The 12,708-nt window shown below is 67.0% G+C and carries 11 protein-coding genes; 10 read left to right on the top strand and 1 reads right to left on the bottom strand.

Annotated features, from left to right (window positions below; genetic code table 11):
* Positions 1–499 precede the first annotated feature (499 nt).
* The 6 genes from B5G02_RS02090 (at position 500) to phoU (ending at position 5,717) form a co-directional block, all read left to right on the top strand.
* Positions 500–1,459 (top strand): phosphate ABC transporter substrate-binding protein, encoded by a 960-nt coding sequence (locus B5G02_RS02090; RefSeq protein ID WP_019239797.1) that lies wholly within the window; start codon positions 500–502, stop codon positions 1,457–1,459.
* 90 nt (positions 1,460–1,549) lie between these two features.
* Positions 1,550–2,449 (top strand): phosphate ABC transporter permease subunit PstC, encoded by a 900-nt coding sequence (gene pstC / locus B5G02_RS02085; protein WP_019239796.1) that lies wholly within the window; start codon positions 1,550–1,552, stop codon positions 2,447–2,449.
* A complete protein-coding gene (gene pstA / locus B5G02_RS02080; protein WP_019239795.1) occupies positions 2,442–3,389 on the top strand; it encodes a phosphate ABC transporter permease PstA in 948 nt (315 codons plus the stop codon). The genes pstC and pstA overlap by 8 nt, the downstream gene beginning before the upstream one ends.
* Entirely contained in the window at positions 3,386–4,228 is an 843-nt protein-coding gene (gene pstB, locus B5G02_RS02075; RefSeq protein WP_019239794.1) for a phosphate ABC transporter ATP-binding protein PstB, read from the top strand. Before pstA ends, pstB (B5G02_RS02075) begins: the two co-directional genes overlap by 4 nt.
* A gap of 11 nt (positions 4,229–4,239) precedes the next feature.
* Positions 4,240–5,034 (top strand): phosphate ABC transporter ATP-binding protein PstB, encoded by a 795-nt coding sequence (pstB, locus tag B5G02_RS02070; protein WP_019239793.1) that lies wholly within the window; start codon positions 4,240–4,242, stop codon positions 5,032–5,034.
* Positions 5,034–5,717 carry a phosphate signaling complex protein PhoU gene (gene phoU / locus B5G02_RS02065; protein WP_019239792.1) on the top strand — a complete coding sequence of 228 codons (684 nt, stop codon included), beginning with the start codon at positions 5,034–5,036 and terminating at the stop codon, positions 5,715–5,717. The genes pstB (B5G02_RS02070) and phoU overlap by 1 nt, the downstream gene beginning before the upstream one ends.
* 174 nt (positions 5,718–5,891) lie before the next feature.
* On the opposite strand, the gene B5G02_RS02060 is transcribed toward phoU, so the two are convergent.
* Entirely contained in the window at positions 5,892–6,866 is a 975-nt protein-coding gene (locus B5G02_RS02060) for an N-acetylglucosamine kinase (RefSeq protein WP_094334981.1), read from the bottom strand.
* A gap of 683 nt (positions 6,867–7,549) precedes the next feature.
* Here B5G02_RS02060 and aspS point away from each other — a divergent pair.
* From aspS to feoB, 4 genes are all read left to right on the top strand, one after another.
* On the top strand, positions 7,550–9,304 hold the full coding sequence (aspS, locus tag B5G02_RS02055; protein ID WP_187367779.1) for an aspartate--tRNA ligase: 1,755 nt from the start codon (positions 7,550–7,552) through the stop codon (positions 9,302–9,304).
* A gap of 333 nt (positions 9,305–9,637) precedes the next feature.
* Positions 9,638–9,877, top strand: a complete 240-nt coding sequence (locus tag B5G02_RS02050; protein ID WP_094334980.1) for a FeoA family protein — start codon at positions 9,638–9,640, stop codon at positions 9,875–9,877.
* Between the two features lie 123 nt (positions 9,878–10,000).
* On the top strand, positions 10,001–10,222 hold the full coding sequence (locus tag B5G02_RS02045; RefSeq protein ID WP_019239788.1) for a FeoA family protein: 222 nt from the start codon (positions 10,001–10,003) through the stop codon (positions 10,220–10,222).
* A 244-nt stretch (positions 10,223–10,466) separates the two neighbouring features.
* Entirely contained in the window at positions 10,467–12,707 is a 2,241-nt protein-coding gene (gene feoB, locus B5G02_RS02040) for a ferrous iron transport protein B (RefSeq protein WP_019239787.1), read from the top strand.
* The last annotated feature ends 1 nt before the right edge of the window (position 12,708 follow it).

The following is a 12,708-nucleotide window of genomic DNA, read 5'->3' as shown; positions in this document are numbered from 1 at the left end:
TCGCGAACGCCCCCGGCAGCATCCCGCTCTCCTCGAGGTCCGCGAGGATCCTCCCCCTGTCCTCCCTCGGGTACATCGCCCCTCCCATCCGGCGGTCCAGGATTCCGCCGCGCTTCCGAAACGAGCGGTTTACAGGCACCCCCTGAAGTAGCACGGGGTTGCGCGCCGACGGAACTGCAGGTAGCGAGCTCGCTCCTTCGGCGGCTACTTGGCCTACCCCCTATAAAACGCTCGTTTCGCGCATTTTGGGTTGGGCAGCCTCTCTGGGAGCGCTGAAAACCGCCACGTATCCCGCCCGCCTTTACATGCGCGCCCTTTTGTAAACAATGCGTAAACCTGCCGTTCACCCTGCGTAATGTTTCATAAGACCCCGGTAATAACCTGCGCGCGAGCACGAGGCGGCGCCGTTTGCGCAGTACATTGCACATCGACGAGCGCGGGCTCCCACCCACGAGTCCGCGAATCAGTCGTGTGCAAGATTCTGGAAGGAGAATCATTCATGTTGAACACCTCGTGCACCCGTCGTTCGTTCCTCGGCCTCGCGGGCGGCGCCGCCGCCTTCGCCGGCCTCGGCCTTGCTGGCTGCGGCGGCACCCAGACCTCTGCCGGCTCCGCCGCCGGTAGCGATGCAGCTGCCCTCTCCGGTACCATCAACTGCGGTGGCGCTACCTCGTTCCAGCCCCTCGTCGAGGCCGTGGCCGAGGAGTTCTACATCGACAACCCCGACGTGTCCATCGCCATCTCCGGCGGCGGCTCGGGCGACGGCATCTCCGGCATCGTGGATGGTTCCCTCCAGATCGGCCGCTCCGACGTGTTCGCCGAGGAGAAGGTCGATGACGAGTCCCAGCTCGAGAACCTCGTCGACAACCAGGTCTGCATCGTGGGCATGGGCCCGATCGTGAACGCCAACGTCGACATCGACGACATCACCACCGAGCAGCTCGCCGGCATCTTCACCGGTGAGATCACCGACTGGTCCGAGGTGGGCGGCACCGCCGGCACCATCAACGTGATCAACCGCGAGGCCGGCTCGGGCACCCGCGCCACCTTCGAGGCCGCCGTGCTCCAGGGCAAGGAGGTCCCGGCCGACTTCACCCCCGTCGCCGAGGTCGATTCCTCGGGCACCGTGGTCGAGCAGGTCGCTGCCACCGAGGGCTCCATCTCCTACGTCGCCTTCAACTACTACGACACCAACGACGGCATCAAGGCGCTCTCCGTCGACGGCGTCGAGCCCACGCAGGAGAACGTCGAGAGCGGCGACTTCAACATCTGGGCCTACGAGCACATGTACACCCGCTCCGATGAGGACGAGTCCACGGCCGCCATCACCAAGGCGTTCATCGACTTCATCATGTCCGAGGACATCCAGTCCACGACCGTCATCGACCAGGGCTTCATCCCGGTGAGCAACATGAAGGTCAAGAAGGACGTCGACGGCAACGTCACGCCCGTCGAGTAGCGTGAGCCCGGCATATCGGCTCGAATCGTAAGCTGCGGGGCGCCTCTCGTTCGCGCGAGGTGCCCCTTCACCTGTTGAGAAAGGCGTCACATGGCAAAGGTCATGCCGAAACGCCGTCTTGAGAACATCGGGCTCACCATCACGGGCGCGTGCGTCGCCCTCGTGGCCCTCGTGGTGCTCACCCTGATCTTCATGGTTGCCCAGCAGGGCCTGACCACGTTTTTCGTAGACGGCTTCGACCCCATCGCGTTCCTGACGGGGACGCATTGGATCCCTGAGCAGGATATGTACGGCGCGCTGCCCATGATCGTGGGCTCGTTCTCCGTCACGCTGCTCTCCACCATCATCGCGCTGCCCATCGCCCTCGGCTCGGCCATGTTCGTGGTCGAGGTCGCCCCCGGGTTCGGTACCCGGGTGTTCCAGCCGCTCGTCGAGCTGCTCGTGGGCATCCCCTCCGTCGTCTACGGCGTGCTCGGTCTCTACGTGGTGAACGCGGCCATGCGCGCGATCTTCGGCGCGGCGGCCGGCACGGGCGCGGGCATCCTCTCCGGGTCCATCGTGCTCGCGGTCATGATCCTGCCCACCGTGACGACGCTCTCCATCGACGCGCTGCGTGCCGTGCCGAACGAGTACCGCGAGGGCTCGTACGCGCTCGGGTGCACGCGCTGGCAGACCGTGTGGCACGTCGTGCTGAAAAGCGCCACGCCCTCCATCATGACGGCCGTCATCCTGGGCATGACCCGCGCCTTCGGCGAGACACTCGCCGTGCAGATGGTCATCGGCGGCGTGGAGCGCAACATGCCCACCGGCCTGCTCTCGCCGGCCTCGACCCTCACGGCCACCCTCACCTCCGGCCTCAACAACGCCGTGAGCGGCACCGAGTTCTACCATGCGCTGTGGTCGCTCGGCCTCATCCTGCTCGTCATGTCGCTCGTGTTCATCCTCATCATCCACCTCATCGGCCGCAAGGGGGCGAAGCAACATGGATAATCGCACCGCAACCGCGCAGGCTCCCGCCGCCGGCGCGCGCCGCGACCTGAGCGCGCACGTCAAGCGCATCGGCCGCCAGGACAAGATCGCCACGGGCATCCTGACCGCCATCGTGGCCTTCGTGCTGCTGTTGCTTGCCGGCATCATCCTCTACATCCTGGTGCGCGGTGGCGGCACGGCGCTCACGCCGGGCTTCCTCACCAACCCCTCCTCGGCCGAGGTCTCGGGCATCCTCTACCAGCTGTTCGACTCGTTCTACATGCTGATCATCACGCTGCTCATCTCGGTGCCCATCTCGCTCGGCGGCGCGATCTTCCTCGTGGAGTACGCGCCCGACAACTGGGTCACCTCCGCCGCCTCCACGGCCATCGAGACGCTCTCCAGCCTGCCCTCCATCGTCGTGGGCATGTTCGGCTCGCTCTTCTTCGTCGTGGTGATGGGCTGGGGCATCTCGATCATCTCCGGCGCCGTGGCGCTCACCATGTTCAACATCCCCATCCTCGTGCGCACCATCCAGCAGGCGCTCGAGGACGTGCCGCGCAGCCAGCGCGACGCGGCGCTCGCCATGGGACTCACGCGCTGGGAGACCACGGTGAACGTGCTGCTGCCCGCCGCCATGCCGGCCATCGTCACGGGCATCGTCATCTCGGCGGGCCGCGTGTTCGGCGAGGCCGCCGCGCTCATCTTCACCTCGGGCTCCGCGCCCTCGCGCCTCAACTTCGCGAGCACGGACCTCATGAGCCCCACGAATCCCTTCAACATCTTCCGCCCCGCCTGCACGCTCGCGGTCTACATCTGGCGCCTCACCTCCGAGCCCACGCCCGGCTCGGCCGAGATCGTGTGGGGCACCGCGACGGTGCTTATCGTGTGCGTGCTGCTGTTCAACGTGCTCGCGCGCGTGCTGGGCAAGTTCCTCGCGAGGAGGTTGACCGCAGAATGACCGATACCGCACACCAGCAGGCTGTCTACGGGGGCGCATCCGCCACGGGCCAGGCCGCGTCCGCTGCCGCCGCGTCAGACGTGCTCCTGCGCACGCAGGACGTGACCGTCACCTACGACCTCACCAAGGAGGCGCTCCACAAGACGAACCTCGAGTTCCGCGCGGGCGAGGTGACGGCGCTCATCGGCCCCTCGGGCTGCGGCAAGTCCACGTTCCTGCGCTGCCTCAACCTCATGAACCGCGAGATCCCGCGCTGCAAGATCGGCGGGCAGATCTTCTACCACGGGCGTGACATCAACACGCCCAAGGAGAACCTCTTCGAGCTGCGCAAGTCCATCGGCATGGTGTTCCAGCAGCCCACGCCCTTCCGCAAGTCCATCCGCGAGAACATCCTCTTCGCGCCCAAGAAGCATGGGCGCCTCCACGGCAAAGACGAGGAGGACGAGCTCGTGGAGACGAGCCTGCGCCAGGCCGCGCTCTGGGACGAGGTCAAGGACAAGCTCAAGCAGAGCGCGCACGCGCTCTCCGGCGGCCAGCAGCAGCGCCTGTGCATCGCCCGCACGCTCGCCATGAAGCCGGACGTGGTGCTCTATGACGAGCCGTGCTCCGCGCTCGACCCCATCTCGACGTACACCATCGAGGAGACGATCCGCCAGCTCTGCGACACGGGGCTCTGCCAGATCATCGTGACCCACAACATGCAGCAGGCCGGCCGCGTGAGCGACCGCACCGCCTTCTTCTACGTGGGCGACATGGTGGAGACGGGCACCACGCAGCAGATCTTCTCGGCGCCGCGCGACCAGCGCCTCTCCGATTATCTGACGGGTAGGTTCGGCTGATGGAGAACCATATGGATACGACGATCAACGAGGACGTCCACCGCAGCATCGAGGGCGTGGGGAGCATGATCTCCATCCGCGACTTCAACCTGTGGTACGGCGACTTCCAAGCGCTCAAGCACATCTCGCTCGAGATTCCCGAGAACCGCGCTACGGCGTTCATCGGCCCCTCCGGCTGCGGCAAGTCCACGCTGCTGCGCACGTTCAACCGCATGTGCGACTTCGTGGAGACCGTGCGCACCGAGGGCACCATCGCCTTCGCCGGCGAGGACATCTTCCAGATGGACGCCAACGCCCTGCGCGTGTACGTGGGCATGGTGTTCCAGCATCCCAACCCGTTCCCCATGAGCATCCGCGACAACGTGCTGTACGGGCCGCGCCGCATGGGGCGCATGAGCCGCGCGGAAGAGGACGAGGTCCTCGAGCGCTGCCTCACGCGCGCCGCGCTCTGGGACGAGGTCAAGGACGACCTGGGCAAGAGCGGTCTTGGGCTCTCGGGCGGCCAGCAGCAGCGCCTGTGCATCGCCCGCGCGCTCGCCACGGACCCGTCCGTCCTGCTCATGGACGAGCCCACCTCGGCGCTCGACCCCATTTCGACCTCGATGATCGAGGAGCTCATGATGCAGCTCTCCGAGGACCACACGGTCGTGGTGGTCACGCACAACATGGAGCAGGCCGCGCGCGTCGCCGACAAGACGTGCTTCTTCTACCTGGGCGAGCTCATCGAGGCTGGCCCCACCAAGGAGCTCTTCTCCAACCCCAAGGAGAAGCTCACCAACGACTATCTCACGGGAAGGTTCAGCTAATGGTTGCAACGCGCAGTGAATTCCTGAAACAGCTCGAGGACATCGACGAGGCGCTCGGGCGCTTCGCGGCGAAGACCGCCGAGGACGTGCGCGCGCTCGCGCAGGCGCTCGCGGGCGACAAGCAGGCGATCGAGTCGGTGCTCGCGGGCGACCAGCCGGCGCGGCGCCAGCGCGCGCTCATCGAGGACATCTGCTTCGACATCATGCTGCTCCAGCAGCCCGTAGCCGGCGACCTGCGCTTCGTGAGCGGGTCGTTCCGCCTGGTGTCCGACCTGTCGCACATCGACGACAAGGCGCGCGACGTGGCGGAGCTCGCGCAGATCCTGCCCGCCGAGGTCACCGAGAAGCTCGGCGACCACCTGTCCTTCGCTTCCGAGCGCGTGGCCACCATGCTCGAGGACGCCGTCGAGGCGTTCCGCACGAGCGATGTGGAGAAGGCGCGCGGCGTGTTCGCCATGGACGACGACGTGGACGACGTGTACCTCGCGGCCGAGGGCGTGGTCATCGACCTCATCAAGTCGAGCGAGACGAGCGCGAAGTACCTGCCCGAGCTGCTCATGGTGGCGAAGTACTTCGAGCGCATGGGCGACGACGCCGTGCGCATCGCCGACTGGGCGATCTTCCGCGTGACGGGCGCCCGCGAGCGCGCCGCCGCCGAGCCCGACGCCGCGGACGCTCAGTAGCTGCGGGCGCGGGGCTGCTGCGGGTGCGGTTGCCTCGGGTGCGGTGTCGCCGCGAGCCGGGCATCCTTCGCGCGCGGCGGCTACGCGCCGGGTAGCCTTCGCGCGGAATACAGTGATTTCCTCCATAGGTGCCGGACGGTTCCCCTTCCTTCCTGCCGTCCGGCACACCCTTCGCTACTTGAGGCCGAGCTCCCGTTGGAGCAGCAGGCAGGCGCCCAGATCCGGTTCGTGGAGCGGGCTCACGAGCTCGCAGCGCTCGGGAAGCGCGGCGGCGAGGGGCTCCAGGATCGCCGCTCCCATCTTGAACGTCCCGCCGACGTAGGTGACGGGGACGCGGGGCGCGGCTCGCGCCGGCTCGGGGCTCGAGGCGGCGCTTCCGCGCCGCTCGCGTTGTTCGCGCTGCTCAGCGGGCTCGAAGATTCCTCGCATGATGGCCGCAACCATCTCGGCTTCCTCCTGTGCGGCGCGCGCGAGGATGCGCTGCGCGCTTTGGTCGCCTAGGCGTGCGGCCTCGCCTACAAAGGGCGCGAGCGCGGAGATGCGCGACCGGTCGCCCATGGCTTCCTGCGCAAACCCGATGATCTCGAAGTCGTTGGCAAGGTCAAGCTCGCGGCGCACGAGCTCGAGGATCGCGCCCGCAGGTTCGCGGCCGTCGCTTTGGCGGGTGAACGCGCGCAGCAACTCCTTGCCGAGCCAGCCGCCCGATCCCTCGTCGCCCAGCTCGTAGTCCCAGCCGCCGCAGCGCATGGAGCGGTCGCCGTTCACGCCATAGGCGATGGAGCCGGTACCTGCGATGATGACGATGCCGTCCTGCATGCCAAGGCCGGCAGCCCAAGCGCTTTCCACGTCGTTGACGAGGGAAAACGGGTGCGTGCCCGCCGCCGCCCGCACCGCGTCCTCGATGGCTGCGCTCGACTCGGCGCCCTCGCCGTAACCGCAGATGCCGAAGCCGATGCCCCACGAGTCGCCGAGCAGCCCTAAGTTCTCGGCGCGGTGCACGCCCTCCTCGAGCACGCGCCGCATGCCCTCGTAACCCGCCTGTGCATAATGGCAGGTCGGGAGCTCGAATCGGTCAAGCGGGCGCAGGTGCTCACTGTACAGGGTGAACGCGGTCTTGGTTCCGCCGCCGTCGACACCGAGCCATCTCATGTGCATCGCCCCTTTTCACGCGGGATATCCGTGCTGATTCTCTCAGATTATGCAGGTTCAAGACAGCGGCGGCGCTGCCGGGAGGTGTTTTGGAACGCGAGGGGCATAGGTGCGCGCAGTTTTTAGGCTCCCAGGGCCGTTTTGTGGTGATGGAATTCAGATATGCGCGATTCGGGATGGGGGAACGAGGCTTCGCGAGCAGGTTCGGCGCGCGGGCGTAGACATTTTCCCAGGATTCGCTTGCGTGCGGACAGCCGGAAGCCGCTCTCGGGGGTGCCGTGGGGCCAATATCGCGCTTCGCATCGTGCATATCTGAATTCCATCACCACGTTTTCGATTCTGGTAGGAAAAAAGTGCTCCCGCGGCCAGCCGGCCTGCGACCTCAACCTGCATCGGCGTGCGCGCGAGCCCGCGGGATGGGCGCAACGGCCGTTGCGCGATACCGACTCCGGCCTTTGCCGCGATGTAAACATTTATAGAACGCGCGCGGGCGGTGGCGGCTCCGGCGGCAAGCTGGTACCATTTTGCCTCGTGCGCTGAGCTGCGCGGTCTACGCAGGCTCGGCGGTCTGTACGAAGCCGTCCGTTCCGGCACGGGACGGCACAGATGAAAAGGAGGATCCTGTGGCAGAGACCCAGGCTGCGGCCGCATCGGCTGCGACGAACCCCGCGAACATCCACTCCATGCACACCCGCACCGCAGGCGAGCTGCGCCGCGAGAACATCGGCGAGGAGGTCACGCTCACCGGTTGGGTGTGGCGCCGCCGCGACCACGGCGGGCTCATCTTCTGCGACCTGCGCGACCGTACCGGCATGACCCAGTGCACCTTCGACCCCGAGCACGCGGGCGGCGAGGCGTTCCACATCGCCGAGACCATGCGCCCCGAGTGGCCCATCCTCGTGCACGGCACGGTCATCGCCCGCGACGAGGAGACGGTGAACGCCAAGCTCCCCACCGGCGAGATCGAGGTGCTCGTCGACCGCGCCGAGGTGCTCGGCCGCTCCAAGACCCCGCCGTTCCAGATCGAGGACCGCATCGAGACCGCCGAGGACACGCGCCTGCGGTACCGCTACCTCGACCTTCGCCGTCCCGAGATGGCGCACCGCATCCAGCTGCGCAGCGATTTCACGTTCGCCATCCGCTCGGCGCTGCACAACCGAGCGTTCACCGAGGTCGAGACGCCGGCGCTCTTCAAGTCCACGCCCGAGGGCGCGCGCGACTTCATCGTGCCGAGCCGCCTGCAGCCAGGCAGCTTCTACGCCCTGCCGCAGAGCCCGCAGCTCCTGAAGCAGCTGCTCATGGTGGGCGGCGTGGAGCGCTACTACCAGGTGGCGAAGTGCTTCCGCGACGAGGACCTGCGCGCCGATCGCCAGCCCGAGTTCACCCAGGTCGACATCGAGATGAGCTTCGTGACCCAGGACGACGTCATGGGCGCGCTCGAGGACGTGCTCGCCGACGCGTTCGCGCAGGTGGGCGTCGAGATGCCCACGCCGCTGCGCCGCATCTCCTACTGGGACGCCATGGACACCTACGGCACCGACAAGCCCGACACGCGCTACGGCATGCACCTCATCGACCTCACCGACGTGTTCAAGGGCTCGGCGTTCAAGGTGTTCTCGAGCGCCGCGAACACCGAGGGACATGTGGTGAAGGCGCTCAACGCCAAAGGCGCCGGCACGTGGCCGCGCGCGCAGATCGACAAGCTCGCCAAGGTGGCCGAGACCTTCGGCGCCAAGGGCCTCGCATGGATCGCCTTCCGCGAGGACGGCTCCATGAACAGCCCGATCGTGAAGTTCTTCAGCGACGAGGAGATGGCCGAGCTGCGCCGCCGCTGCGATGTGGAGCCCGGCGACCTCGTGATGTTCGCCGCCGGCCCGCGCCTCGCCTCCGACGAGATCCTGGGCGGCATGCGCTGCCACATGGCCGACGCGCTCGACGTGCCGCGCGAGGGCCACGACTTCCTGTGGGTCGTGGACTTCCCGCTCTTCCACTGGGACGAGGAGCGCAAGGCGTACGCCGCCGAGCACCAGCCCTTCACCCAGCCGGTCGAGGCGGACATCGAGCGGCTCGAGAGCGACCCGCTCTCCGTGGGCAGTCGCACGTACGACTTCGTGATGGACGGCTTCGAGGCCGGTGGCGGCGGCATGCGCATCCACGACCCCGAGCTGCAGCTGCGCATCCTCGAGATGCTCGGCTTCACGGAGGAGCGCGCCAAGGAGCAGTTCGGCTTCCTCATGGAGGCGCTCACCTTCGGCGCCCCGCCCATGGGCGGCTTCGCGCTCGGTCTCGACCGCGTGTGCATGCTGCTCGCGGGCTGCGATTCCATCCGCGATGTCATGGCGTTCCCCAAGACGTCGAGCGGCAGCGACCTCATGAGCGCCGCACCCAGCGAGGTGAGCATGGCGCAGCTCAAGGAGGTGGGCCTGCGCATCGAGTAGGCTGGGCGCGCCGATCGGCCGAATGAGGCGAAACTGAACGCGGGGCAGTCGTCCGATACCGGATGGCTGCCCCGCTCGCGTATGCAGCGGAAATGCGGAGCGCGCAGCGGGTGTTCGCGCGCTTCCGCGGGTCGCCATGTCGCGTGCCGCACGCCTCGCTTTAAATTGTTAGAAAAGGCTAATTTTTACTTCACATCCACCGCGCATCGTGATAGTTTACTTAGGTGAACAAATGAGCGTGCGTGCCCCGACGGTTTCTTCTCTCCTCGGCAGCCGGGCAGCTCGCGGCTCGTTTGCTTCGCCACGTAGATGCGGCAAGACGAAGGGGTGGGCATGCTGGGAGGTTCGATCGCGTCGGCGCTTCCGCTTTCCCTGGTGCGCGGGGGCGACGACGTCACCGTCGTGCGCGTGCGCGGAAACGATGCCATCAAGCGGCACCTCGCGAACCTGGGGTTCGTCGAGGGCGCCGGCGTGCACGTGGTGACGTCGGGCGGCGGCAACATCATCGTGCTCGTCAAGGGCGCGCGGCTCGGCCTCGATGCGAAGGTCGCCGCGCACGTCTTGACCGCATAGCCGCGCGCCCCGCCCTGCGATGCCGCGGGAAGCCTGAGCAGGGGAGTGCCTGCCGGCGGGCGCCCCGGGCGGCGCTGCTGCCAGGGCGGGGTGGCGATAGGGGAACTGGAAAGGGGGTATGCGATGAAAACGCTGGGAGATGTGCAGGTGGGCGATTCGTCCACGGTCGTCAAGCTCCATGGCGAGGGCGCGCTGCGGCGCCATCTCATGGATCTGGGGCTCATCAAGGGCACGCCGTTCACGGTCGTGAAGGTTGCCCCGCTGGGAGACCCGGTCGAGATCGCCGTGCGCGGGTACGCGCTTTCGATCCGCAAGGAGGAAGCGGCGATCGTCGAGGTGCAGTAGCGCACGTTGGCGCCTGGTGGCGCTTTTATTGTACTGGCAGAGTTAGCGTTATATAACATTTTGATCAGATCGGTGCGGGCGGCGCTACGCCCGTCTCCGATATGTCGAAACCGGCGCGACTCGGCAACTGAAGAAGTTTCAAAGCCAGGGGCGGCCAGCGGAAACATGGGTTGAAAGGGGTTGAAAGGAACACGTCCCCAACCAACCCATTCGGCGAGGGCCTGCCCCAAGAAAGAAGGACAGTATGGCAGCTTCACAGCTCCATATCGCGTTGGCGGGCAACCCCAACTGCGGAAAGACCACGCTCTTCAACCTCATCACCGGCCAGAACGGCTACGTGGGCAACTGGCCCGGCGTGACGGTGGAGAAGAAGGAGGCCCGGCTCTCGCGCGACAAGAGCGTGACCGTGACCGACCTGCCCGGCATCTACTCGCTCTCCCCCTACAGCCCGGAGGAGCGCGTGAGCCGCGACTACCTCATGAGCGGCGAGCCCGATGTGGTGATCCAGCTGCTCGACGCCACGAACCTCGAGCGCAACCTGTACCTGGCGCTCCAGGTCATCGAGACGGGGCTCCCTGTGGTCGTGGCGCTCAACATGGCGGATCTGCTGGAGAAGGGCGGCGACAAGATCGACGTCCGCGCCCTCTCGGCGCGCCTCGGGGTGCCCGTCGTCATGGTCTCCGCGCTGCGCGGGACCGGCATCGACGAGCTCATCGGGAAGGCGCGGCACGCGGCCGCGCATCCGGGCAAGGCGAAGCGCCTGGCCTTCGATGCGGCCATCGAGGACGCGATCGAGCACATCGAGGCGGAGCTCCCCGCATCCGTGCCCGATAGCCGGCGCCGCTACCTCGCGGTGCACCTTTTCGAGCGCGACGAGGCCACGGCGGCCCAGGCCAAGTTGCCCGCGCAGGCGGCCGCGCGCGTCGAGGCGCTCGTGGCGCGGTGCGAGCGCGATTGCGATGACGACGCGGAGTCCATCATCGCGAGCGAGCGCTACGCGCAGATCGCGCACCTCATGGACGAATGCGTGAAGAAGGCGCCCGCGCGCATGAGCACCTCCGAGAAGATCGACCGCATCGTCACGAACCGCATCCTCGGCCTGCCGATCTTCATCGCCATCATGTTCGGGGTCTACTTCATAGCCACCTCGTCGGGCGCCATCGGCACCGCCGGCACGGATTGGGTGAACGACAACCTCTTCGGCGAGGGCTTCACGCTCTTCGGCCAGAGCTTCCCGTCCATCCCCAGCGTCATCGAGGGCTGGCTTACCGCCGCGGGCGCGAGCGACCTGGTGCAGAGCCTCGTGCTCGACGGCATCGTCGCCGGCGTGGGCGCGGTGCTCGGCTTCATCCCGCAGATGTTCGTCCTCTTCGTGCTGCTCAGCTTCCTCGAGGACTGCGGCTACATGGCGCGCGTCGCCTTCGTGATGGATCGCGTGTTCCGCCGCTTCGGCCTCTCGGGCAAGAGCTTCATCCCCATGCTCGTCTCCACGGGCTGCGGCGTTCCCGGTGTGCTCGCCACGAAGACCATCGAGAACGAGCGCGACCGCCGCATGACCGTCATGACCACGACGTTCATCCCGTGCGGCGCGAAGCTCCCCATCATCGCGCTGCTCATGGGCGCCATGGTGGGCACCGCCGAGGCCGCGTGGATCGCGCCGCTCTTCTACTTCCTGGGCGTGGTCGCGGTCATCGCGTCGGGCATCATGCTCAAGAAGACGAAGCTCTTCGCCGGCCGCCCGACGCCGTTTGTCATGGAGCTGCCGAGCTACCACCTCCCGGCGGTCCGCTCGTGGGCGCTGCACGTGTGGGAGCGCGTCTCCGCCTACATCAAGAAGGCGTTCACCATCATCTTCGCGTCGACCATCGTGGTGTGGTTCCTCTCCAACTTCGGCGTGTACGAGGGCGCGTTCGGCTTCCTGCCCGCCATGGAGGGCATCCCCGAGGAGTTCACGGACTACTCCGTGCTCGCCATGCTCGGTGGCGCCATCGCGTTCATCTTCGCGCCGCTCGGCTTCGACTCCTGGCAGGCCACGGCCATGTCCATCACCGGCCTCGTGGCCAAGGAGAACGTCGTGGCCACGGCGAGCTCGCTTCTGCACATCGCGGACGGAACCGAGACAGACCCCAACCTGTGGGTCGCTTTCGCCGGCATGTTCCCGAGCATGGGCGCCATCGCGGCCTTCGGCGCGTTCAACCTGTTGTGCGCGCCGTGCTTCGCGGCCATGGGCACCATCCGCGCGCAGATGAACTCGGCACGCTGGACGGCCATCGCCATCGGGTACGAGTGCGCGTTCGCCTGGGTGGTCGGCCTCATCATCAACCAGCTCTACGAGCTCATCGTGCTCGGCAGCTTCGGCGTCTGGACGGTCGTGGCGTTCGCGTGCATCGCGGGCATGCTCTTCCAGCTGTTCCGCCCCATGCCGAAGTGGGCGTGGGACGACGACGTCGCCCCCGGCTCGGCGGCGGCCGCGGCGTCTGCGTAAC

The organism is [Collinsella] massiliensis (genome assembly GCF_002161605.1).
Taxonomy (GTDB): Bacteria; Actinomycetota; Coriobacteriia; order Coriobacteriales; family Coriobacteriaceae; genus Enorma.
Note: the sequence above shows the minus strand (reverse complement) of the source record. Positions and strands in the feature narration are given on the sequence as shown.

What these genes read in the sequence shown, in the direction of transcription:
- B5G02_RS02090 (WP_019239797.1), top strand. Translation starts at nt 500, where the DNA reads ATGTTGAACACCTCGTGCACCCGTCGTTCGTTCCTCGGCCTCGCGGGC.
- pstC (WP_019239796.1), top strand. Translation starts at nt 1,550, where the DNA reads ATGGCAAAGGTCATGCCGAAACGCCGTCTTGAGAACATCGGGCTCACC.
- pstA (WP_019239795.1), top strand. Translation starts at nt 2,442, where the DNA reads ATGGATAATCGCACCGCAACCGCGCAGGCTCCCGCCGCCGGCGCGCGC.
- pstB (WP_019239794.1), top strand. Translation starts at nt 3,386, where the DNA reads ATGACCGATACCGCACACCAGCAGGCTGTCTACGGGGGCGCATCCGCC.
- pstB (WP_019239793.1), top strand. Translation starts at nt 4,240, where the DNA reads ATGGATACGACGATCAACGAGGACGTCCACCGCAGCATCGAGGGCGTG.
- phoU (WP_019239792.1), top strand. Translation starts at nt 5,034, where the DNA reads ATGGTTGCAACGCGCAGTGAATTCCTGAAACAGCTCGAGGACATCGAC.
- B5G02_RS02060 (WP_094334981.1), bottom strand. Translation starts at nt 6,866, where the DNA reads ATGAGATGGCTCGGTGTCGACGGCGGCGGAACCAAGACCGCGTTCACC.
- aspS (WP_187367779.1), top strand. Translation starts at nt 7,550, where the DNA reads ATGCACACCCGCACCGCAGGCGAGCTGCGCCGCGAGAACATCGGCGAG.
- B5G02_RS02050 (WP_094334980.1), top strand. Translation starts at nt 9,638, where the DNA reads ATGCTGGGAGGTTCGATCGCGTCGGCGCTTCCGCTTTCCCTGGTGCGC.
- B5G02_RS02045 (WP_019239788.1), top strand. Translation starts at nt 10,001, where the DNA reads ATGAAAACGCTGGGAGATGTGCAGGTGGGCGATTCGTCCACGGTCGTC.
- feoB (WP_019239787.1), top strand. Translation starts at nt 10,467, where the DNA reads ATGGCAGCTTCACAGCTCCATATCGCGTTGGCGGGCAACCCCAACTGC.